General features: G+C 71.0%; 19 protein-coding genes and 1 tRNA gene. 12 read left to right on the top strand and 8 right to left on the bottom strand.

The genetic code is table 11. From position 1 onward, the window contains the following. Positions 1 to 47: 47 nt before the first annotated feature. Positions 48 to 923 (top strand): DUF4429 domain-containing protein, encoded by an 876-nt coding sequence (locus A6P39_RS26420; RefSeq protein ID WP_067052418.1) that lies wholly within the window; start codon positions 48 to 50, stop codon positions 921 to 923. A gap of 190 nt (positions 924 to 1113) precedes the next feature. On the opposite strand, the gene A6P39_RS26415 is transcribed toward A6P39_RS26420, so the two are convergent. Next, positions 1114 to 2679 (bottom strand): purple acid phosphatase family protein, encoded by a 1566-nt coding sequence (locus A6P39_RS26415; protein WP_199840938.1) that lies wholly within the window; start codon positions 2677 to 2679, stop codon positions 1114 to 1116. A gap of 188 nt (positions 2680 to 2867) precedes the next feature. Here A6P39_RS26415 and A6P39_RS26410 point away from each other — a divergent pair, with 188 nt between their 5' ends. Continuing rightward, a complete protein-coding gene (locus A6P39_RS26410) occupies positions 2868 to 3125 on the top strand; it encodes a hypothetical protein (RefSeq protein WP_067052414.1) in 258 nt (85 codons plus the stop codon). Between the two features lie 40 nt (positions 3126 to 3165). After that, positions 3166 to 4983: a glutamine--fructose-6-phosphate transaminase (isomerizing) gene (gene glmS / locus A6P39_RS26405; RefSeq protein ID WP_067052412.1), complete on the top strand. Its 1818-nt coding sequence runs from the start codon at positions 3166 to 3168 to the stop codon at positions 4981 to 4983. 74 nt (positions 4984 to 5057) lie between these two features. Here the strand turns inward: glmS and A6P39_RS26400 are convergent, their stop codons facing one another. Continuing rightward, a complete protein-coding gene (locus A6P39_RS26400) occupies positions 5058 to 5618 on the bottom strand; it encodes a GPR1/FUN34/YaaH family transporter (protein ID WP_067052410.1) in 561 nt (186 codons plus the stop codon). Positions 5619 to 5732: 114 nt separating this feature from the next. Further along, a complete protein-coding gene (locus tag A6P39_RS26395) occupies positions 5733 to 6260 on the bottom strand; it encodes a universal stress protein (RefSeq protein ID WP_067052409.1) in 528 nt (175 codons plus the stop codon). A gap of 378 nt (positions 6261 to 6638) precedes the next feature. Between A6P39_RS26395 and A6P39_RS26390 the strand changes: the two genes are divergently transcribed. The 4 genes from A6P39_RS26390 (at position 6639) to A6P39_RS26375 (ending at position 9547) form a co-directional block, all read left to right on the top strand. Further along, positions 6639 to 6920 carry a hypothetical protein gene (locus tag A6P39_RS26390; RefSeq protein WP_067052407.1) on the top strand — a complete coding sequence of 94 codons (282 nt, stop codon included), beginning with the start codon at positions 6639 to 6641 and terminating at the stop codon, positions 6918 to 6920. 378 nt (positions 6921 to 7298) lie between these two features. Next, positions 7299 to 8519 carry a helix-turn-helix domain-containing protein gene (locus A6P39_RS26385; protein ID WP_067052405.1) on the top strand — a complete coding sequence of 407 codons (1221 nt, stop codon included), beginning with the start codon at positions 7299 to 7301 and terminating at the stop codon, positions 8517 to 8519. 246 nt (positions 8520 to 8765) lie between these two features. Then, positions 8766 to 9368, top strand: a complete 603-nt coding sequence (orn, locus tag A6P39_RS26380) for an oligoribonuclease (protein WP_067052403.1) — start codon at positions 8766 to 8768, stop codon at positions 9366 to 9368. A gap of 106 nt (positions 9369 to 9474) precedes the next feature. Further along, a tRNA-His gene (locus A6P39_RS26375) sits at positions 9475 to 9547 on the top strand. Positions 9548 to 9685: 138 nt separating this feature from the next. Here A6P39_RS26375 and A6P39_RS26370 read toward each other — a convergent pair. Then, the gene (locus A6P39_RS26370; protein WP_067052401.1) at positions 9686 to 10741 is read right to left on the bottom strand and encodes a LacI family DNA-binding transcriptional regulator; all 1056 of its coding nucleotides are present in this window, start codon (positions 10739 to 10741) and stop codon (positions 9686 to 9688) included. Between the two features lie 311 nt (positions 10742 to 11052). Here A6P39_RS26370 and A6P39_RS26365 point away from each other — a divergent pair, with 311 nt between their 5' ends. The 4 genes from A6P39_RS26365 to A6P39_RS26350 all read left to right on the top strand — a co-directional run bounded on the left by A6P39_RS26365 (position 11053) and on the right by A6P39_RS26350 (position 15871). After that, entirely contained in the window at positions 11053 to 12375 is a 1323-nt protein-coding gene (locus tag A6P39_RS26365; RefSeq protein WP_067052399.1) for an ABC transporter substrate-binding protein, read from the top strand. 5 nt (positions 12376 to 12380) lie between these two features. Next, on the top strand, positions 12381 to 13388 hold the full coding sequence (locus A6P39_RS26360; protein WP_067052442.1) for a carbohydrate ABC transporter permease: 1008 nt from the start codon (positions 12381 to 12383) through the stop codon (positions 13386 to 13388). A 10-nt stretch (positions 13389 to 13398) separates the two neighbouring features. Beyond that, on the top strand, positions 13399 to 14304 hold the full coding sequence (locus tag A6P39_RS26355) for a carbohydrate ABC transporter permease (RefSeq protein ID WP_067052397.1): 906 nt from the start codon (positions 13399 to 13401) through the stop codon (positions 14302 to 14304). 100 nt (positions 14305 to 14404) lie between these two features. Next, positions 14405 to 15871 carry a GH1 family beta-glucosidase gene (locus A6P39_RS26350; protein WP_067052394.1) on the top strand — a complete coding sequence of 489 codons (1467 nt, stop codon included), beginning with the start codon at positions 14405 to 14407 and terminating at the stop codon, positions 15869 to 15871. A 102-nt stretch (positions 15872 to 15973) separates the two neighbouring features. On the opposite strand, the gene A6P39_RS26345 is transcribed toward A6P39_RS26350, so the two are convergent. The 3 genes from A6P39_RS26345 to A6P39_RS26335 form a co-directional block, all read right to left on the bottom strand. Next, positions 15974 to 17452 (bottom strand): cellulose binding domain-containing protein, encoded by a 1479-nt coding sequence (locus tag A6P39_RS26345; RefSeq protein ID WP_067052440.1) that lies wholly within the window; start codon positions 17450 to 17452, stop codon positions 15974 to 15976. A 132-nt stretch (positions 17453 to 17584) separates the two neighbouring features. Then, complete coding sequence (locus A6P39_RS26340; RefSeq protein WP_067052393.1) at positions 17585 to 18970, bottom strand: sensor histidine kinase; 1386 nt, start codon at positions 18968 to 18970, stop codon at positions 17585 to 17587. Then, complete coding sequence (locus tag A6P39_RS26335; RefSeq protein ID WP_067052391.1) at positions 18967 to 19692, bottom strand: response regulator transcription factor; 726 nt, start codon at positions 19690 to 19692, stop codon at positions 18967 to 18969. Before A6P39_RS26335 ends, A6P39_RS26340 begins: the two co-directional genes overlap by 4 nt. A gap of 100 nt (positions 19693 to 19792) precedes the next feature. Here A6P39_RS26335 and A6P39_RS26330 point away from each other — a divergent pair, with 100 nt between their 5' ends. After that, positions 19793 to 20299, top strand: coding sequence for a hypothetical protein (locus A6P39_RS26330; protein ID WP_067052389.1), 507 nt, complete (start codon positions 19793 to 19795; stop codon positions 20297 to 20299). 27 nt (positions 20300 to 20326) lie between these two features. Here A6P39_RS26330 and A6P39_RS26325 read toward each other — a convergent pair whose 3' ends face one another. Continuing rightward, complete coding sequence (locus A6P39_RS26325) at positions 20327 to 21208, bottom strand: spermidine synthase (RefSeq protein WP_067052387.1); 882 nt, start codon at positions 21206 to 21208, stop codon at positions 20327 to 20329. Between the last annotated feature and the right edge of the window lie 30 nt (positions 21209 to 21238).

Here is a 21238-nt window from a genome sequence, read left to right as displayed (position 1 = left end):
ATGTGGTCGAGACCACTCTCCCGCAGATCCGGTGAAACAATCCCTCCATGGCGGAAATCATCCAGAAGGACGGCACCTGGGCGTTCGACGGCGACGCACTGCGGCTCACCCCGGGCCGGGACAAGAACGTGAGCCTGCTGCGCCGCGAGCTGGGTGAACTCGTCGTACCGCTGGGGGCGTTGGCCGGTGTCTCCTTCGAGCAGGGGCGCCGGTCGGGGCGGCTGAGGCTGCGGCTGCGCGACGGCGCCGACCCCCTGACGCAGGCCACCGGCGGCCGGCTCGCGGAGGCCGACGACCCGTATCAGCTGACGGTGCAGTGCGACCGGTACGGCGTCGCCGAGTACGTCGCGGACGAGGTGCGCAGCGCGCTGCTGCTGGACGGGGCCGCGCCGGATCCGGTGACCGGGTACCTGCTGCCGGGCCCGGCGCTGCCGGTGTCCGCCTCCGCCGGGGACGGCTCGGCGAGCTTCGACGGGGAGCGGGTGCGGCTGGAGTGGAACTGGAAGACGGAGGACGCCAAGGCCGCCGTCGGCCCCCGGACCCTCTCCCTCGCGGAGATCACCGGCGTGGAGTGGCAGCCGGCCGCCGGGCTGGAGAACGGCCATCTGCGGCTGCTGGTGCGCGGCGCCCCGGTCACGGCCCCGCCCAAGTACGACCCGAACGCGGTCGAGTTGTGGGGCTTCAAGAAGGACCCGCTGATGGCCCTGGTGGCCGCCGCCGTACAGGCCCGGCTGCCGCATCCCGCGACACCCGCGGACGCGCGGACCGTGCCGCCGCAGCGCACCAGGGAGCCGGAAGCCGCCGAGAGCGACCACGACGCCCTGCTGCGCCGGCTGCGCGAGCTGGGTGAGCTGCACCGGGACGGGGTGCTGACGGACGACGAGTTCACCCTGGCCAAGCAGGCGGTGCTCAAGCGCCTGTGAGGACCGCCGTGCCCGGGCCGGGGAGCTACTGCCCCAACAGGCAACGTTCGCCCCGTCGCGACGCCCGGCACGCCCTCTCGCCGCACCGCCCGGAAGCCCAAGTACGTCCAGTACGAGGGCATCCGGCCGGCACACCGAGAGCACGCACCGGACGCCGCTCCTTGACGGGCAAACGTTGCCTGCCGGGGCACTACTTCGCCCGGCGCGACACCGTGAAGTGGTCGATGCGCTCGCCGGTCTCGGCGATACCCGAGACCTGCAGCGTGGCCTGGCGGCCGCTCGGGGCGGGGGTGACGTCCACGCGCAGGAAGGAGTAGTTGAGGTAGCGCACCCGGGACCAGGTGACCGTCTCGTTGACCTTGCCGTCCTTGGTGTTGACGAACGACGCGACCGAGTCGACCTCGTGCTCGTGGCCCTCGTAGGAGTCCGGGGCGCTGAACGCGTAGAGGCTGCGGCCCGCGGCACCGGCGGTGACGTAGACCACGCCCTCGGTCTCGGGGTAGGCGGTGCCGCCGATAGGGAGCTTCTTGGTGACCGCGCCGGCCTTGATGACATCGGTGCGCTCGTACTGGTGGTTGTGGCCGTTGATGACCAGGTCCACCTGGTACTTCTCGAACAGCGGCACCCACTCCTGGCGCACGCCCCCCTCCGAGGCGTGCGCCGTGGACGTGCAGTACGCGCAGTGGTGGAAGAACACGATGACGAAGTCGATGTCGTCGCAGGCCCGGAACTTCTTCAGCTGCGCCTCGAACCACTTGGTCTGGGTTCCACCAGATATGCCCAGGTTCGCCGGGATCTCGAAGGAGATGTCGTTGGGGTCCAGCGAGATGATCGCGGTGTTGCCGTGGACGAAGGAGTAGACGCCGGGCAGGTTCTTCGGGTCCGGACCGTTGTCCGGCAGGGTCCAGCGGGCCTCCTCGCCGCCGTAGCCGTTGGGCGAGTACCAGGCCTCCATGTCGTGGTTGCCGTAACTGACCATCCACGGGACCTGCTTGGCGACCGACTCGGTCTGGTACAGGAACTGGTCCCAGGTGCGCGAGTCGAAGCCCGTGTCGGTGGCCTTGCCCTGGCCGGCCGGGTCGCCGTAGGCGATGTCGCCGGCGTGCAGGTGGAAGGCCGGGTTCTGGCCGAGGATCAGCGCGTTGTTGGCCAGGCCGTGGTAGCCGACGCCCTCGTCACCGAAGGCGGTGAAGGTGAACGGCGCCCGGTGGGCGGGGGCGGTGGTGAAGGTGCCCAGGGTGCCCAGCAGGTGCGGCTCGGCCGGGTCGAAGCCCTCGTGGCCGACGCCGTAGTAGTAGGTCCTGCCGGGGCGCAGGTGGGTGAGCCGGGCGTGCAGGTAGTACTGCGTGTGGTCGCCGCTCGCGCCGACTCCGGCCGGGGTGTAGAGGGTGCGCACCTCGGCCTCGATCTTGCGGGAGAGGTCCCAGGGGCGGGCGCCGATGCGGATGAACGGCTTCCTGACGGCGACCGGGACCTGCCAGGAGACGGTCATCTCGGTGCGCGGGTCGGCGCCGTAGGCGAGGTGGCGGCCGAAGGGGGCGACCAGGGCGCCGTCGACCGTCTCGGCCGCCGGGGCGGTGGCCCGCGTCGGTACGGCCGCCTGGGCGGTGGCGCCCGTCACGAACGCGCCGCCCGTGACGGCACCCAGGGTGACGGCGCCGCCCCTGATCATGGTGCGCCGCGAGAATCTGGCGCGCAGGTACTCGTGCTGCTCGGCCATGCTCATGCGCTCGGCGAGCTGGTCGGGTACTCCCATACGAGGAATGTCCATGGCGCCCGAAACTCGTGGGTCCGGGCAACGAGACGCAAGACACAGGATGGACAGCCCGCGAACAGAGATCCAACAACCCCAAGGCCGCCCCAAGACAAGCCCAAGGGAAGGCATCTGCCCGAAATCGGGCACGATTCTTGCGAAACCGGCGCCGTTGGCCCAGGATCTACCGGGTGCACGACGAACTCGTTGATCATCTGACGCGGTCCACGCCCCTGAGCCGGGGCGAGGCGCTGCGGGTGATCCAGGACGTGCTCGCGTTCTTCGACGAGACGACCCACGACTTCGTCCGTCGCCGCCACCGTGAACTCCAGGCCCAGGGCCTGGTCAACACGGAGATCTTCGAACGGATCGAGGCGGACCTGAAATACCGGGCGGTGGCGCCGCCGGAGCTGACGCTCAGGCAGCTGCGCCGCATGGTCTACGGCTGAGTTTCTACGGCTGCGACGCCAGGCTGAGAGATACCTATATATGTGTGGAATTGTCGGATACATCGGGAAGCGTGACGTGGCCCCCCTCCTCCTGGAGGGCCTGCAGCGGCTGGAGTACCGCGGCTACGACTCCGCGGGCATCGTCGTCAGCTCCCCGAAGACGCCCGGCCTGAAGATGGTCAAGGCCAAGGGCCGGGTGCGCGACCTGGAGGCCAAGGTCCCGGCGCGCTTCAAGGGCACCACCGGCATCGCCCACACCCGCTGGGCCACCCACGGCGCCCCCTCCGACGTCAACGCCCACCCGCACATGTCGGCCGACAGCAAGGTCGCCGTCGTGCACAACGGCATCATCGACAACGCCGCCGACCTGCGCCGCAAGCTGGAGGCGGACGGTGTCGAGTTCCTCTCCGAGACCGACACCGAGGTGCTCACCCACCTCATCGCCCGCTCCACCGCCGAGAAGCTGGAGGACAAGGTCCGCCAGGCGGTCCGGGTGATCGAGGGCACGTACGGCATCGCCGTGCTGCACGCCGACTTCCCCGACCGGATCGTGGTGGCCCGCAACGGCTCCCCGGTCGTCCTCGGCATCGGTGAGAAGGAGATGTTCGTCGCCTCCGACATCGCCGCCCTGGTCATGCACACGCGCCAGATAGTGACCCTGGACGACGGCGAGATGGCCACGCTCAAGGCCGACGACTTCCGCACCTACACCACCGAGGGCACCCGGACCACGTCCGAGCCCACGACGGTGGAGTGGGAGGCCGAGTCGTACGACATGGGCGGCCACGACACCTACATGCACAAGGAGATCTTCGAGCAGGCCGACGCCGTGGACCGCGTGCTGCGCGGCCGCATCGACGACCGCTTCTCCACCGTGCACCTCGGCGGCCTCAACCTGGACGCCCGCGAGGCCCGGCAGATCCGCCGCGTGAAGATCCTCGGCTGCGGCACCTCGTACCACGCGGGCATGATCGGCGCCCAGATGATCGAGGAGCTGGCCCGCATCCCCGCCGACGCCGAGCCGGCCTCCGAGTTCCGCTACCGCAACGCGGTCGTCGACCCCGACACCCTCTACGTCGCCGTCTCCCAGTCCGGTGAGACCTACGACGTGCTCGCCGCCGTGCAGGAGCTGAAGCGCAAGGGCGCCCGGGTCTTCGGCGTCGTCAACGTGGTCGGCTCGGCGATCGCCCGCGAGGCGGACGCCGGGATCTACGTCCACGCGGGCCCCGAGGTCTGCGTGGTCTCGACGAAGTGCTTCACGAACATGACGGTGGCCTTCGCCCTCCTCGCCCTCCACCTCGGCCGCACCCGCGACCTCTCGGTCCGCGACGGCAAGCGGATCATCGAGGGGCTGCGCAAGCTGCCGGGCCAGATCACCGAGATCCTCAAGCAGGAGGAGAGCATCAAGGAGCTGGCCGAGCTGTACGCCGACGCCCGCTCGATGCTCTTCATCGGCCGCGTTCGGGGCTACCCGGTGGCCCGTGAGGCCTCCCTGAAGCTCAAGGAGGTCTCCTACATCCACGCCGAGGCCTACCCCGCCTCCGAGCTGAAGCACGGCCCGCTGGCCCTGATCGAGCCGGCCCTGCCGACGGTCGCGATCGTCCCCGACGACGACCTGCTGGAGAAGAACCGCGCCGCCCTGGAGGAGATCAAGGCCCGCAGCGGCAAGATCCTCGCGGTGGCCCACCAGCACCAGGAGAAGGCCGACCAGACGATCGTCGTACCGAAGAACGAGGACGAACTGGACCCGATCCTGATGGGCATCCCGCTCCAGCTCCTCGCCTACCACACGGCGAAGGCCCTCGGCCGGGACATCGACAAGCCGCGGAACCTGGCGAAGTCGGTGACGGTGGAGTAGTTCCCGCCTCAGACGGAGCGGACCCCCACGTGTGCCACCCGGCACGTGGGGGTCCTTCTCCGTGCTGCCACGAATCAGCCGGCGGCCGTCACCCCCCGGCCGGCAGCACGCCGAGGAAGCGTCGTCGGCCAGTGGGCGACCGCAGCCGTCGCCGCGTACCAGGCCACCGCACCCGAAGCGGCAGCGACCCAGCCCCCGGCCTTGGTCAGCGAGGAGCTGTCCGCGAAGGCCGCGACGGCCAGCACCAGCATCGCCAGGAACAGCAGCCCGTGCATGACCTGGCCGAGGCTGTCCCCGCCCGCGAGGGTCAGGGTGAGCGCCACGAGGGCGAACAGGAGAAGGAAGAGCCCGGCCGCGTGGGCCGACGAGTGACCTCCGGCGGCCCAGGTGAACCACAGCGCGCCGAGGGCCACGAAGCCCGTCCCCGAGGCGCTGTCACGGTCACGGAAGGCCAGCAGGCCGACGAGGAACAGGGCAACTCCGCCCACATAGTGGGCGACTGAGACGGCGTCGGACGCAGCCACGCCGTGAATGACACCGGTCGTACCGAGCCCGAACGCCAACAGGGTGATCCCCAGGGCGAGTCGGCCGACCACGGTGGCGCTTCCGCTTCCCGCAGAGACTTCGTTGTCCACGGCGGGCTCCCTTCGTGCTGTGCTGTTGCGCGGTGACCGATATATGCCCTTCACAAGGGCACAAACCACCCCTACGCGCGAGTAGTTTTGCGCTGCACAAAGGGAGTTGGAAGCTCAGGGGATGACGATCACGGGCCGCTGCGCCCGTTTGGCGAGCCGCCCGGCGACGGAGCCGAAGATCCGGCCCACGATGCCGTGTGTGGAGCCGACGACGATCGCGTCCGCCTCGTACTCACGCCCCACCTCCTCCAGCTCGTGGCAGATGTCCCCGCCCCGCTCGACCAGGATCCACGGCACCTCGGCCAGATAGTCCGCACAGGCCAGCTCGAGCCCGAGGACCTCGGTGCGGTGGTCCGGCACGTCCACGAAGACCGGTGGCTCGCAGCCGGCCCACACGGTGGACGGCAGACGGTTGGCGACATGGACGATGATCAGGCCGGAACGGGAACGGTGGGCCATGCCGATCGCGTAGGCGAGGGCACGCTCGCTGGAGGTGGAGCCGTCGAAGCCGACGACGACTCCGTGCCGGAAGGCTGGGTCGCAGGAGGGGCGTGACTCTTCCGCCGCCAGGGGCTCGGACGCCGTGGGATCGGCGACGGGCCGCTTGCGGTCCGCGGGTTCGAAGAATTCGTGACCGGCCATGACTGTCTCGGCGTATTGATCCTTTATGGGTGGGGACGACAGTTGTGCGACGGAGCGAGCTGTCACGGAGCTGTGTCCGGGAAACATCTTCCCAACCCCATACCCCCAAGGGTACGGCGGCACGCCTCCCGAGCCCAGATCCCGCGCACGCTCCGTAAGCGGTCCCCCGACGTCCGTTAGGGGTTCACCGGAGCATGCACGAGCCGCGCCCGTAACGCAATGGTTGCTGCCCCGTACAGGCGGTTTGCACAGGATTCACATCCGTACGGCTGGTGGCCGACCGGTGACCGAGCGGCCCGAGCGGCGTTGAACCGGATGAGCCACCACCCCGGGGCGTACGCAGGCGCGCACGCCCCGGGAGCACGAAGGGGAGTCGAGATGCCCGGACCGCGATCCACCTCCGCGCCGCGCCCCGTGCCGGACAGCGCGAGCGAGGTGATTCGCTGGGCCGCCTTCAGCTGCGTCCTCGTCCCCGTGGTCCTGGTCTGGTACGGCACCTCGCTGGCCGGCGCCGCGGGGGCCGCCCTGGGGCTGGCCGCCGTCACGGCCGCGTGCCGGATCCTGCTGCGGGAGTCGGAGCGGGGCGCCGCGCGCCGCGCGCGGCGTTCCGGCACGCAAAGCGGCGGACGTCACACCCGTCGACGGACACCGGTCGACTGACCTGTTTCCGTACCCCCGAACACCTCTTTTCAGCCAACTTCCGAATGTCGCCCAAGGGGGGTTCAGACCACCCCTCAACCCCCGTTTGACCTGCAGGGAAAGGGCCTACGGACGGCTGCGCACCCTACGCTGTTCGGCCACCGCGACAAGGCGTACTTCCCTACGCCCCCCGCGAGTGCAACGCTTCGTGATCGAATGCTTCACGCCAAGTTGTCATGTCGACAATGTCCGGCGTGTCGAACCGGCCACCGTGAGACCGCGGTAGCCAGTAAATTCGATCTTGACTGTCTTACGGCGGGGGACTCGTGCAGGACCGAGGGGAAACGTGCAGGAGCGACACAACCGAGGAGCCGCGACCACCGAGGGGGGCTTAGCAGTATGAGCCACGACTCCACTGCCGCGCCGGAAGCCGCGGCCCGGAAACTCTCCGGGCGCCGCCGCAAGGAGATCGTCGCGGTGCTGCTGTTCAGCGGCGGCCCCATCTTCGAGAGTTCCATCCCGCTGTCGGTGTTCGGAATCGACCGCCAGGACGCCGGGGTGCCGCGCTACCGACTGCTGGTGTGCGCCGGCGAAGAGGGCCCGCTGCGGACCACAGGAGGCCTGGAACTCAGCGCACCACACGGGCTGGAGGCGATCTCACGCGCCGGGACGGTCGTAGTACCGGCCTGGCGTTCGATCACCTCACCACCACCGGAGGAGGCGCTCGACGCACTGCGCCGGGCGCACGAGGAGGGCGCCCGCATCGTAGGGCTGTGCACCGGCGCCTTCGTCCTCGCGGCGGCGGGCCTGCTGGACGGCCGCCCGGCGACCACCCACTGGATGTACGCACCGACGCTGGCCAAGCGCTATCCGTCGGTGCACGTCGATCCGCGAGAACTCTTCGTGGACGACGGCGACGTACTGACCTCGGCCGGTACGGCGGCCGGGATCGACCTCTGCCTCCACATCGTGCGCACGGACCACGGCAACGAGGCGGCCGGCGCGCTGGCCCGCCGCCTGGTGGTCCCACCGCGCCGCAGCGGCGGTCAGGAGCGCTACCTCGACAGGTCTTTACCCGAGGAGATCGGCGCCGACCCGCTCGCCGAGGTCGTCGCCTGGGCGCTGGAGCACCTCCACGAGCAGTTCGACGTGGAGACCCTGGCGGCACGCGCCTATATGAGCCGTCGTACGTTCGACCGCCGGTTCCGTTCGCTGACCGGCAGCGCGCCGCTGCAGTGGCTGATCACTCAGCGGGTGCTCCAGGCACAGCGGCTGCTGGAGACGTCGGACTACAGCGTGGACGAGGTGGCGGGCCGCTGCGGCTTCCGCTCCCCCGTCGCGCTGCGCGGGCACTTCCGCCGCCAGCTCGGCTCCTCCCCCGCCGCCTACCGGGCCGCCTACCGGGCCCGCCGGCCGCAGGGCGACAGGCCGGTCGAGGGCGAACCACCCCTGCCCGCATCCGGCCAGCCGCTCCCGGCCACCGGCCTGCCGGGCGCCGGCCCGCTGGGCCACCCGCCCGCGATGCTGCACGCGGACCGGGACAGCGGGGTGCCGATGCAGGGCCGCCGCCAGACAGCCGGCGCGGTGGGCCTGCTGCCGGGACCGCGCAGCGGTAACTGAAAGAAGGGGGCGAGCACCTGCTCGCCCCCTTCTCCATTCCGCACGGGATCTCCGTTCCGCGGGGGCTCTCCATTCCGCACGGGATCTCCGTTCCGCGCGGAACGGCGGAAATCCAGGCCGTCCGGCCGTCCGGCCGTCGAGGGCGAGGCCGAAGGCCGGCAGCGGGGGTCCGGAGGCGGCATCCCCCAGCAGGCCGGCACCGGCACAGGGGCATCCAAAACCGGACGCCCGCTTTAGGGTGGTCGCATGAACGATCGCATGGTGTGGATCGACTGCGAGATGACCGGCCTCTCGCTGTCCGACGACGCTCTCATCGAGGTGGCCGCCCTCGTCACCGACTCCGAGCTGAACGTACTCGGCGAGGGGGTGGACATCGTCATCCGCCCTCCGGAGCGGGCGCTGGAGACGATGCCGGAGGTGGTGCGTCAGATGCACACCGCGTCCGGGCTGCTCGCGGAGCTGCCGAACGGCACGACCCTCAAGGACGCCGAGGAGCAGGTCCTCGCGTATGTGAAGGAGTACGTGAAGGAGCCCGGCAAGGCCCCGCTGTGCGGCAACTCCGTCGGCACCGACCGCGGCTTCCTGCTGCGGGACATGCCGACCGTGGAGGACTACCTCCACTACCGGATCGTCGACGTGTCCTCCATCAAGGAGCTGGCCCGCCGCTGGTATCCGCGGGCGTACTTCAACAGCCCCGAGAAGAACGGCAACCACCGGGCCCTCGCCGACATCCGCGAGTCGATCGCCGAGCTGCGCTACTACCGCGAGGCCGTGTTCGTCCCGCAGCCCGGCCCGGACTCCGACACCGCGAAGGCAATCGCCGCCAAACACGTCCTGCCCGCGCAGTAGCGCCCGGGAAAGGTGCTCGCGAAAACATGTGCGCGAGCACCCCATCGGACCCTGTAGACTTCTTCTCGGCCGGTCGGGGAAACGACAAGTTCCACCACCGGTCATGGTGGGTGTAGCTCAGCTGGTAGAGCACCTGGTTGTGGTCCAGGATGTCGCGGGTTCGAGTCCCGTCACTCACCCTCAGTAGTCGGCCGGTGGCCCGCGGGAGCGGGGCACCGGCCGAACTGTTTCCCGTAACAGCCCCGCGGCGTACGGCCCGCCGCGCCGCCCGGGCGAGCGGGTCTCGTCGCCGAACCCGCGGTCAACGGCCGCCGCGCCTACGACGACGCCCGCACCACCAGCTCTGTGGGCAGCACCGCATGCCGCCGCTCCAGGTCGCGCGATGCCGCCGGGCGCCGGTCGGCGATCTCGGTGAGCAGCAGGCCGATCATCGCGCGGCCCATCTCCTCGATGGGCTGGCGGACGCTGGTGAGCGGCGGGTCCATGTGGCGGGCGATGGCGGAGTCGTCGTAGCCGATCAGCGCCACGTCCTCGGGGATGCGGCGGCCCGCCTCGCGCAGCACTTGGCGGGCGCCGGCCGCCGTCACGTCCGAGCCGGCGAAGACCGCGTCCAGGCCGGGGTGCCGCGCCAGCAGCGCGGACATGGCCCGCCGGCCACCCTCCTCGGTGAAGTCGCCCGGTTCGACGAGGAGTTCGCCCCCGCCACGGCCCGCGTCGTGCAGGGCGTCGCGGTAGCCGTCCACGCGGCGCTGGGCGCCGTAGACGTCGAGGCGGCCGGTGATGTGGGCGATCCGGGTGCGCCCCCGCGCCAGCAGGTGCTCGACCGCCGAGCGAGCGCCGCCGTAGTTGTCCGAGTCCACCGAGGTGAGCGTCTCCGCGGCCGAGCGCGGGCCACTGATCACGGCCGGGATCTCCAGCTGGGCCAGCAGGTCGGGCAGCGGGTCGTCGGCATGCACCGAGACCAGCAGGACACCGTCGACCCGGTGCGCCGCCAGATACTGGGCCAGGCGCTGCCGCCCCCGGTCGCTGCCCGCGAAGGTCAGCAGCAACTGCATCTCGGTGTCGGCGAGTTCGGCGCCGACACCGCTCAGCATGTCCGAGAAGTACGGCTCGGCGAAGAACCGGGTCTCCGGTTCGGGGACCACCAGGGCGATCGCGTCGGTGCGGTTGGCGGCCAGGGCGCGGGCCGCCGTGTTGGGGACGTAACCCAGTTCGGCGACCGCCGCCTCGACCGCGGCGCGGGTGGCGTCGCTGACCCGGGGCGAGCCGTTGATCACCCGTGAGACCGTGCCCCGGCCGACCCCGGCCCGGGCGGCGACCTCCTCGAGCGTGGGCCGCCCACCGCTCCGGCCCCGCGCTCCCTGGCTTGCCATGGGCTCCGCCTCTCTCGACCGTGTCGCATCCCTGGCTGGAATCTAACAGCCCTGGCCAGGGCGTCGCCCCGCCCGAGCCGCCCGGACGGCCCCGCTAACGCTCCGGTAACTGAACGCGCTCCTGCGCGTCCGCTCCCTTGACACCCCGCCCCCGAGCGGCGACTCTTCAACACATCACGTGTGGGAGCGCTCCCACACTACCTGACACATACACATCCCGCACGTTCCCCGCCCGAGCCGCAGCGAACAACACACGGGCCCAGCAGTGCAGTTGGCCGGGGGGTCGGCACGTCAGGCAACAGGAGGACGCAATGCGCACGAGCATCCACCGGTCCCGCAGGCTGGGGGCCCTCGCGGCCGTGGCCGCGCTGACCACGGGGCTGCTGACCGGTTGTGCCAACGACAGCGGCGGCAAGTCCGACACCTCCGACGGCGGCGGCAAGGGCAAGACCACGATCACCCTGGGCCTGTTCGGCACCATGGGCTTCAAGGAGGCCGGTCTCTACACCGACTACGAGAAGCTGCACCCGGACGTCACGATCAAGGAAAACGTGATCGAGAAGAACGAGAACTACTACCCGGCCCTCGTCAACCACCTCACCACCAACAGCGGACTGCAGGACGTCCAGGCGGTCGAAGTCGGCAACATCGCCGAGGTCGTGCAGACCCAGGCGGCCAAGCTCGAGGACCTGTCCAAGGTCACGGGCGTGGACAAGAGCAACTGGCTGGGCTGGAAGTGGCAGCAGGCCACCACCAAGGACGGCCAGACGGTCGGCCTCGGCACCGACATCGGCCCGATGGCGATCTGCTACCGCAAGGACCTGTTCAAGGCGGCCGGGCTGCCGGCGGACCGCGACCAGGTGTCCAAGCTGTGGGCCGGTGACTGGAGCAAGCTCGTCGCGACCGGCGAGCAGTACAAGAAGAAGGCGCCCAGTGGCACCACCTTCATGGACTCACCCGGCGGTCTGCTCAACGCGATCCTCAGCAGCCAGAGCCAGAAGTTCTACGACTCCTCCGGCAAGGTCATCTACAAGACGAACCCGGCCGTGAAGAACGCCTTCGACCTCACGGCGAAGGCCGCCAAGGACGGTCTGGTGCAGTCGCAGCCGCAGTTCCAGCCGGGCTGGGACCAGCTGATCTCCAACAGCAAGTTCGCCTCCGTGGCCTGCCCGCCGTGGATGCTCGGCTACATCAAGGGCAAGTCGAAGGCGGACTCGGCCGGCCAGTGGGACGTGGCCCAGGCACCGCAGGCCGGCAACTGGGGCGGCACCTTCCTGACCGTGCCCAAGTCCGGCAAGCACGTCACGGAGGCGGAGAAGTTCGTCACGTGGCTGACCGCGCCCGCCCAGCAGGCCAAGCTGTTCGCCGTCCAGGGCAGCTTCCCGAGCGCCCCGTCGGCGTACACGCTGTCCCAGGTGACCGGCGCCAAGAACGAGATGACCGGGGACGCACCGATCGGCACGATCTTCGCCCAGGCCGCCAAGTCCATCCCGCTCCAGCCGATCGGCCCGAAGGACCAGATCATCCAGCAGGGACTGACGGACAACGGCGTGATCCTGGTGACCAAGGGCAAGTCCGCCGCGGACGCCTGGGACACGGCCACCAAGACCATCGACAACAACCTGGAGAAGTGACCGGCATGGCCACCCGGCACGACACCGCCGCGCCCCCCGTGGGGGAGGGGGGCGCGGCCCCGGCCCACTCCGGCGCCGTGTCCGGCGCCGACGCCCGGCGGCGGGCACGGCTGTCCCGCCGCTGGCAGCGGGACATCCGCTGGAGCCCGTACGCCTTCGTCTCCCCCTTCTTCCTGCTGTTCCTCGCCTTCGGCCTGTTCCCGCTGATCTACACGGGCTGGGCCTCGCTGCACACGGTGGAACTGACCGCGCCCACCGACATGCAGTGGGCGGGGCTGCACAACTACACCCGGATCTTCGACGACGACTTCTTCTGGAACGCGGCGAAGAACACCCTGACCATCGGGATCATCTCGACCGTCCCGCAGCTGGCGATGGCGATGGGGCTGGCCCACATCCTCAACTACAAGCTGCGCGCCTCGACCTTCTTCCGGGTCGTGATGCTGGCGCCGTACGCGACCTCGATCGCCGCCGCCTCGCTGGTCTTCGTGCTGCTCTTCGGCCGCGACTACGGCGTGATCAACTGGGCGCTGCACTTCGTCGGCGGCGGCCACATCGACTGGCAGAACGACAAGTGGCCCTCGCAGATCGCGGTCTCCTCGATCGTCGTCTGGCGCTGGACCGGCTACAACGCGCTGATCTACCTGGCGGCGATGCAGGCCGTCCCGCAGGACCTGTACGAGTCGGCGGCCCTGGACGGGGCGAACCGCTGGCAGCAGTTCTTCCATGTGACGCTGCCGCAACTGCGCCCGACGATCCTGTTCACCTGTGTCGTGTCGACGATCGGGGCCTCGCAGCTGTTCGGCGAGCCGCTGATGTTCGACGCCAACAAGGGCGCCTCCGGCGGTGCCGAGCACCAGTTCCAGACGCTCGGCTTGTATCTGTACGAGCAGGGCTGGGTCAACCAGCACCTGGGCCGCGCCTCCGCGATCGCCTGGACGATGTTCCTGATCCTCATCGTGATCGGGATCGTCAACTACGTCATCTCGCGCCGCCTGCGCGAGAGTGGTTAGGAGTACGGCCGTGACGACGACCCTGACCCCGACCGGGACAACGGTCAAGGAAGAGCGCCGGGGTGCGCGCCGGCCGAAGTCGGCGCGGGCCGGCGGGACGCTGCACGCGGGGCCCCTCGCGTACGCGGTGCTGGTCCTGTTCTCGATCGGCTCGCTGTTCCCGCTGGTGTGGACGGCGATCGCCGCGTCCCGAGACAACAACCGGCTTGCCGAGACCCCGCCGCCGTTCTGGTTCGGCTCGAACCTGATGCACAACCTGAACGTCGCCTGGAACGACGCCAATCTGGGCAAGGCGTTCGTCAACACCACGTTCGTGGCCGGGGTTTCGGCGGGGACCATCGTGTTCCTGTCGACGATCGCCGGGTTCGCCTTCGCCAAGCTGCGGTTCAAGGGCCGTAACGCCCTGATGCTGATCGTGATCGGCACGATGATGGTGCCGCCGCAGCTCAGCATCATCCCGCTGTACATGATGGTCGCCAAGCTCGACTGGACCGACCAGCTGCAGGCGGTGATCCTGCCGTCGCTGGTGAGCGCGTTCGGGGTGTTCTTCATGCGGCAGTACCTGATGCAGGCGCTGCCGGACGAGCTGATCGAGGCGGCCCGGGTGGACGGCGCGAGCAGCTGGCGGGTGGTGTGGCACATCGTGTTCCCGGCGGCCCGGCCCGCGATGGCGGTCCTCGGGATGCTGATGTTCGTGCAGACCTGGAACGACTTCCTGTGGCCGTTCCTGGTGCTCACCCAGAACGGCAATCCGACCGTGCAGGTCGCGGTCTCGGCCCTGGGCCGCGGCTACACCCCCGACCAGTCCCTGATCATGGCGGGCGCGCTGCTCGGCACGCTGCCGCTGCTGCTCGTCTTCGCGGTCTTCGGCAAGCAGATCGTGGGCGGGATCATGCAGGGCGCGGTCAAGGGCTGACCACCCGCATCCACTGAAGGGGGCCGGGCCACCGCCGCCCCGGCCCCCTGACCCTCCTTCACTTCGCCGGTCTTCCACGACCTCATATGGGAGCGCTTCCATGTCTGAATCCGTCTCCGCCGTGCCCTCCGTGCCCGCCGCGCCCGCCGTGTCCCCCGTGACGTTTCCGCCCGCGTTCCTGTGGGGCGCGGCGACCTCGGCGTACCAGATCGAGGGGGCGGTGCGGGAGGACGGCCGTACCCCCTCGATCTGGGACACCTTCAGCCATACGCCGGGCAGGACGGCCGGCGGCGAGACCGGTGACATCGCCGTCGACCACTACCACCGCTACCGCGAGGACGTGGCGCTGATGGCGGAGCTGGGCCTGAGCACCTATCGCTTCTCGGTCTCCTGGCCGCGGGTGCAGCCGACCGGCCGGGGCCCGGCGGTCCAGCGGGGGCTGGACTTCTACCGCCGCCTGGTGGACGAGTTGCTGGGGCACGGCATCAAGCCCTCGCTCACCCTCTACCACTGGGACCTGCCGCAGGAGCTGGAGGACGCGGGCGGCTGGCCGGAGCGGGACACCGCGCTGCGGTTCGCCGAGTACGCGCGCATGGTCGGCGAGGCGCTGGGCGACCGGGTGGAGCTGTGGACCACGCTCAACGAGCCCTGGTGCACCGCCTTCCTGGGCTACGGCTCCGGCGTCCACGCACCCGGCCGGACGGACCCGGCGGCGTCGCTGCGTGCCGCCCATCACCTCAACCTGGGGCACGGGCTGGCGGCTTCGGCACTGCGCTCGGTGATGCCGGCCCGCAACCGGATCGCGGTCAGCCTCAACTCCTCGGTGGTCCGGCCCGTTTCGCAGGACGCGGCCGACCTGGCCGCGGCCCGCCGGATCGACGACCTGGCCAACGGGATCTTCCACGGCCCCATGCTGCACGGCGCCTATCCTGAGTCGCTGATCGCGTCGACGGCCTCGGTCACCGACTGGTCGTACGTCCTCGACGGTGATCTGCGCACGGCGGGCCCGAAGCTGGACGCGCTGGGCCTGAACTACTACACCCCGGCGCTGGTCTCGGCCGGATCCGGCGAGGTCACGGGCCCGCGGGCGGACGGCCACGGCGCCAGCGAGCACTCCCCCTGGCCGGCCGCCGACGACGTGCTGTTCCACCAGTCGCCGGGCGAGCGCACGGAGATGGGCTGGACGATCGACCCGACGGGGCTGTACGACCTGATCATGCGCTATACGCGCGAGGCCCCGGGGCTGCCCCTGTACATCACCGAGAACGGCGCGGCCTACGACGACAAGCCCGACCCCGACGGCCGCGTCCACGACCCCGAGCGCATCGCCTACCTGCACGGCCACCTGTCGGCGGTCCGCCGGGCACTCACCGACGGCGCGGACGTGCGCGGCTACTACCTGTGGTCCCTGATGGACAACTTCGAGTGGGCGTACGGCTACGGGAAACGGTTCGGCGCGGTGTACGTCGACTACGCGACGCTGGAGCGCACCCCCAAGTCGAGCGCCCGCTGGTATGCGCAGGTGGCGCGGACGGGGGTGCTGCCGGGGGCGAACTCGGCCGCCTGACGCGGGAGGGCGGGGCGCGGCCTGCCGTGGGGGCGGGCCGCGTACCGGACCGGGCGCGGCACCCTGGGGAGATGCCGCGCCCGGTCTGCGCCGACGGCTCGGTCAGTTGAAGGCGCCGAACGCCTTCGAGAAGGCGAACTTGTCCTGGACGATGGAGCTGCAGGTCGGGTCGGCGGAGTTCTTCGCGCCGCCGTCGCACTGCTTGTCGCGGGCGGCGGACCACATCGACAGGCCGCCGAGACCCTTGGCCTTGGCGAAGCCGACCAACTGGGTGGCGTCGTCGACCTTGAACACCTCGGAGGAGACGTCGTTGACGCCGATCATCGGGGTGACCGCGACGGCCTTCCAGGCGGCGGAGTCGGACAGCCCCAGCACGCCCTTGATCTGGGCCTGGGTGGCCGTCGCGGCCTGCTGGGCGTAGTCGCCCATGTCGCCGCTGTAGGAGGCGCCGTAGTCCATCGCCATGATGTTGACGGTGCTGATCTTCGCGCCGTTGGACTTGGCGTTCGACAGCAGGTTCACGCCGTCCTGGGTGAGACCCTCGGGCATCACGGGGAGGGTGAAGGAGACGTCCAGGCCCGGGTGCTGGGCCTGGAGCTTCGCTATCGCCTGCGCCCGCAGGGTGTTCGCCGCGGTGTTCGGCAGCGCGCCGCCCTCGACGTCGAAGTCGACCTTGGTGAGCTTGAAGGCGTCGATCACCTTGCCGTACGCCGCCGCCAGCGCGTCGGCGGAGGAGCAGGTGGTGGCCAGTTCGGAGCCGGAGGCGCCACCGAAGGAGACCCGGACGTCACCGCCCTTGGCGCGCAGCGAGCCGATTTGCGCGGCCACGGCGTCGCTGGTCACGTCGGTCACGCCGCCCCACTTGGGGGTGCAGCCGCCGCCGTCGGTGATGAAGGCGAGGTTGTAGTTCTTCACCCCGGTCGCGTCCGCGGCGCCGACCAGGTCGAAGGCCGGGTAGAGGGAGGTGTCGACGTAGGGGGCGAAGCCGGCGGAGGCGGTCGTGCCGGTCCCGGTGCCGCTGCCGCTGCCGGTCGTTTGCGAGGCGGTCGGCGCCGGGGTCGCGCTCTGGGTGGGGGTGGAGGTCTTGGTGGCCGTCGGGGCGGGGGCCGGCGACTGGGTCCCGGTCGGGCGGCCGCTCGGCTCGGGGGTGGCGCCGCCGTCCGCCGAACACTGGGTGTTGTCGATACGACAGCCGGTCGGGGCGCCGCTGCCCTCGACCACGAAGCCGACCGTCACCGACTTGCCCGGGGCGAGGCCCTCGGTGTCCCACTTCGCCGGCTTCACGGTGACGTGCGAACCGCTCACGCTCGACTCGCCGTTCCACAGCGAGCTGAGCCTGGCGCCCGCCGGGAGATCGAACTCCAGCGTCCAGGTCTTCTCCTGCGAGCCGCTGTTGTTGGTGACGACGTACTGGGCGGTGTAGCCGGTCGACCAGTCGCTGGTCCTGGTGTACGCGGCGTTCACACCGGCCGCGTTCGCGGTGCCGGTGAGCAGGACCGCGCCGCCGCCGACGACGGCCGCGGCGACGAGGCCGCCGATCGCCTTGTTCCTGCCACTGATCCTGCGCCGGTGCGTGCTCATGCGCATGCCTGCCTTCGCTTTCACGGGGGGTGGGGTGCGGCAGCACGCTAGCGGGCCGGAATCGGACAAACGGCCTGATCGGGACGGCTGTTGAAGACCTTAGGGTGCGCTTAAGGAAGGGATCGGGGACGGTTAATGGTCGAGACCAGTGGGGACCGGTTTGCCCGATCGGCGGCGCCTGCGCACACGTCCCCGTCCCACCGGCCGCCGTCCGGCCGGCTGGAACCAGATCCGCACCTCGGTGCCGCCCAGCACCGAGGAGCCGATGCGGACGTCGCCGCCGGTGGACTCGGCGAGCCGGCGCACGATGTCGAGGCCCAGGCCGGTCGAGCCGGCGCTGCCCGAGCCGCGGCCCCGGGCCATCGCGGCGTCCGGGTCGGATATGCCGGGGCCCGCGTCGGAGACCAGCACGATCACCGCGTCCTCGCCGTTGTGCACGTCGACCGCGAAGGCGGTGCCCTCGGCGGTGTGCCGGAAGACGTTGCCGAGCAGGGCGTCGAGCGCGGCGGCCAGATCGGCGCGGGCCACGGGCAGGCGCACCGGCCGCTCGACGCCGGCCACCCGCCACTTGCGGCCCTCGTCCTCGGCGAGCGCGGACCAGAACTCCATACGCTCGCGCACCACTTCGGCCGCGTCGCAGCCGGTGCCGGGCCCTGCCGCGGCCGTCTGCGGCTTGGCCTCGCGGGCCGTGCGGATGATGGTGTCGACCTCGCGCTCCAGCTGGGCGACGGCCTCCCGGGTCTGCTCCGCGGCCGGTCCCGCGCCGAGGGAGGCCGCGTTGAGCCGGAGCACGGTCAGCGGGGTGCGCAGCCGGTGGGAGAGGTCGGCCGCCAGCTCGCGCTCGTTCGCCAGGAGCTGGACGACCTGGTCGGCCATGGAGTTGAACGCCACGGCCGCGAGCCTGAGTTCGGTCGGGCCGTCCTCCGGCACCCGGGCGCCCAGCTTGCCCTCGCCCAGCTCGTGCGCCCCCCGCACCAGCCGCTGCGCGGGCTCCACCATGCGCACCCCGAGCCGGTCCGCGACCGCGACCGAGCCGACGATCAGCGCGAGGCCGACGGCCGCGAGCACCGCCCAGGCCGTGCCGACGCCGTTGGTCACCTCGGACTCGGGGACGTAGACCTCGACGACCGCGATGGCACCGGAGCTGAGCGCGACCGGCTGGAGCAGCGTGGAGCCGCCGGGGACGGAGGTCGTGGAGGCCCGGCCCATTCTTCGTACGACCTGGATGTCGCGGCCGGCGGCGCGCTGTCTGCCGAGGTCGAGCGCGGAACGGCCGTCGGCGGCGGGCAGATGCACGGCCATCCCGGAGTCGGCTCCGGCGGAGGCCACCACCCGCTCCAGCTTGTCCCGGTCGGTGGTGATGGACAGCGCGGGCGCAACCGCGGCGGCCTCCCGCTCGGCATTGGAGAACGCCCTGTCCCGGGCCATCTCCTTGACGACCAGCCCGAGCGGGACGGCGAAGGCGACCACGACCATCGTGGTGACCGCCAGGCAGACCTTGACCAGGGCCCATCTCATAGCGCCGGCCCTCCGGCCCCGTCGGCAGCGTGCTCGGCAGGGGGCTCGATCTTCACGCCCACGCCCCGCAGGGTGTGCAGGTAGCGCGGCCGGGCGGCCGTCTCGCCCAGTTTCCTTCGCAGCCAGGACAGATGGACATCGATGGTCTGGTCGTCGCCGTAGGACTGCTGCCAGACCTCGGCGAGCAGTTCCTTGCGCGGGACGACGACCCCGGGCCGGCCGGCCAGGAAGGCGAGCAGGTCGAACTCCCGGCGGGTGAGGTCGAGGCGGACCCCGTCCAGCTCGGCCTGGCGGCGCAGGGGGTCGACGGTCAGGCCGCCGACCCGGAGCACCGGGGAGGGCGGGGGCTCGGCGCCCGCGGAGCGGGAGCGGCGCAGCACGGCCGCGATCCGGGCGGAGAGGTGCTCGACCGAGAACGGCTTGGTCAGATAGTCGTCCGCCCCGGCGTTCAGCAGCCGGACCGTCTCCGTCTCGTCGTCCCGGGCGGTGGCGATGATGACCGGCACGTCGGTGATGCCGCGCAGCATCTTCAGGGCCTCGGAGCCGTCCAGGTCCGGCAGTCCGAGGTCCAGGATGACCACGTCGAAACGGAAATGGGCGACCTCGCGCAGCGCTTCCAGCGCCGTACCGACACTGCGCACGGTGTGCGCGGCGTCGGTCAGGTGCCGGATGAGCGCCGAGCGTACGAACTGGTCGTCCTCGACCACGAGCACACTTGCCATGCGCCGCACCGTACGCCATGCGGACGGATGCGGTACGGGCCTGTGGACAACTCCGGGGTTGTGGACAACCCGTGCGGGTCGTGAGGCAGTATGGCCCGCGATGCGCAAAGGACTCGTACCGGTGATGGCGTGGCTGCTCGCGACGGGAGCGGCGGTGACGCTGTCGTGGTGGGGTGTGCACACGGTCATGGCGGGCACGGCGTACGACCCGCCGCGGGCCCTGCCGATCACGGACGCCAGTGCCACCACGCAGGGCACGAAGGCCCTGGCCCCGCCGACGTCCCGGCCGTCCCCGTCGAAGCGGCCGTCGACGAGTCCCGCTGCGCCGTCCCCCACGCGCTCGCGGCCGCCGAGCCCCTCCGCGACCGCCACGGCCACCGCGTCCGGCCAGGTCAAGGCGTACGACACCGATGGCGGTCGGGCGGTGTTCGAGCTGGGCTCCGCCGACGCCACACTCGTCTCGGCGACCCCGGGGACGGGCTGGTCGATGCAGGTGTGGAAGACCGCGACGTGGATCCGGGTGGAGTTCAGCCGGGGCACGGACCGGGTGTCGGTGTTCTGCACCTGGCACGACGGGCCGCCGCATGTGGAGGTCGGGAACTACTGACCGTCCCCGCCGGCCGGCTCGAAGGGCTCAGCGGAACACCGAAGGAGGCGGCGCCGGGGAGGCCACGGCCGCCGCGTCCGTCACGGGGGCCGCGCCGCCCGTGAAGTCGGTGAGGGGCTTGCCGTGTTCGACGCGGCCGGGGTGCGGGTCGGAGGCGGCGCGCCGGGTGAGTTCGGCGAGCGGGAGCGGGGCGTCGGAGGCCACGAGGATCGCGTTGCCGAAGCGCTTGCCGCGCAGGACGGCCGCGTCGGCGATCAGCGCGAGTTCGGCGAACCGGGCGGCGGCGGTGGCTATCTGGCCCCGCAGATGCGCGAGCGGCGGGCCGTCGGCGAGGTTGGCGGCGTAGACCCCGGACGGCTTCAGCGCCCGGCGGACCTCGTCCAGGAACTCGGTGGACGTCAGATGGGCCGGCGTGCGGGCGCCGCTGAAGACATCGGCGATGACCAGATCCGCCCAGCCGTCCGGCACTTTGCCGAGCCCCGCGCGCGCGTCCGCCGAACGCACCCTGATCCGGGCGTTCGGATCCAGCGGCAGCTCCCGGCGCACCAGTTGGACGAGGCTCGCGTCCCGCTCGACGACCTGCTGGGTGGCGCGGGGCCGGGTGGCGGCCACGTACCGGGCGAGGGTGAAGGCGCCGCCGCCGAGGTGCACGGCGTGCACGGGCTTGCCGGGCGGGGCGACGAGGTCGATGACATGGCCGAGGCGGCGCTGGTACTCGAAGGAGAGATACGCCGGGTCGTCCAGGTCGACGTGCGACTGGGGGGCGCCGTCGACCAGCAGCGTCCAGGCCCGGTCCCGGCCGGGATCGGGGACGAGCTGGGCGAGCCCGCCGTCGACCGCCTCCACGACGGCCTCGGCGGCCGCCGGCCTGCGCCGTGTGTGCCGTGTTCTCGCGGACGCCCTGCCCATCGGACCATTGTCGCAGGTGCCTGCGCCGGG

The organism is Streptomyces sp. FXJ1.172, from assembly GCF_001636945.3.
Classification (GTDB): Bacteria; Actinomycetota; Actinomycetes; order Streptomycetales; family Streptomycetaceae; genus Streptomyces.
This window is presented reverse-complemented; position numbering and strand designations above follow the sequence as displayed.

What these genes read in the sequence shown, in the direction of transcription:
- A6P39_RS26420 (WP_067052418.1), top strand. Translation starts at nt 48, where the DNA reads ATGGCGGAAATCATCCAGAAGGACGGCACCTGGGCGTTCGACGGCGAC.
- A6P39_RS26415 (WP_199840938.1), bottom strand. Translation starts at nt 2,679, where the DNA reads ATGGGAGTACCCGACCAGCTCGCCGAGCGCATGAGCATGGCCGAGCAG.
- glmS (WP_067052412.1), top strand. Translation starts at nt 3,166, where the DNA reads ATGTGTGGAATTGTCGGATACATCGGGAAGCGTGACGTGGCCCCCCTC.
- A6P39_RS26395 (WP_067052409.1), bottom strand. Translation starts at nt 6,260, where the DNA reads ATGGCCGGTCACGAATTCTTCGAACCCGCGGACCGCAAGCGGCCCGTC.
- A6P39_RS26390 (WP_067052407.1), top strand. Translation starts at nt 6,639, where the DNA reads ATGCCCGGACCGCGATCCACCTCCGCGCCGCGCCCCGTGCCGGACAGC.
- A6P39_RS26385 (WP_067052405.1), top strand. Translation starts at nt 7,299, where the DNA reads ATGAGCCACGACTCCACTGCCGCGCCGGAAGCCGCGGCCCGGAAACTC.
- orn (WP_067052403.1), top strand. Translation starts at nt 8,766, where the DNA reads ATGAACGATCGCATGGTGTGGATCGACTGCGAGATGACCGGCCTCTCG.
- A6P39_RS26370 (WP_067052401.1), bottom strand. Translation starts at nt 10,741, where the DNA reads ATGGCAAGCCAGGGAGCGCGGGGCCGGAGCGGTGGGCGGCCCACGCTC.
- A6P39_RS26365 (WP_067052399.1), top strand. Translation starts at nt 11,053, where the DNA reads ATGCGCACGAGCATCCACCGGTCCCGCAGGCTGGGGGCCCTCGCGGCC.
- A6P39_RS26360 (WP_067052442.1), top strand. Translation starts at nt 12,381, where the DNA reads ATGGCCACCCGGCACGACACCGCCGCGCCCCCCGTGGGGGAGGGGGGC.
- A6P39_RS26350 (WP_067052394.1), top strand. Translation starts at nt 14,405, where the DNA reads ATGTCTGAATCCGTCTCCGCCGTGCCCTCCGTGCCCGCCGCGCCCGCC.
- A6P39_RS26345 (WP_067052440.1), bottom strand. Translation starts at nt 17,452, where the DNA reads ATGAGCACGCACCGGCGCAGGATCAGTGGCAGGAACAAGGCGATCGGC.
- A6P39_RS26340 (WP_067052393.1), bottom strand. Translation starts at nt 18,970, where the DNA reads ATGAGATGGGCCCTGGTCAAGGTCTGCCTGGCGGTCACCACGATGGTC.
- A6P39_RS26335 (WP_067052391.1), bottom strand. Translation starts at nt 19,692, where the DNA reads ATGGCAAGTGTGCTCGTGGTCGAGGACGACCAGTTCGTACGCTCGGCG.
- A6P39_RS26330 (WP_067052389.1), top strand. Translation starts at nt 19,793, where the DNA reads ATGCGCAAAGGACTCGTACCGGTGATGGCGTGGCTGCTCGCGACGGGA.
- A6P39_RS26325 (WP_067052387.1), bottom strand. Translation starts at nt 21,208, where the DNA reads ATGGGCAGGGCGTCCGCGAGAACACGGCACACACGGCGCAGGCCGGCG.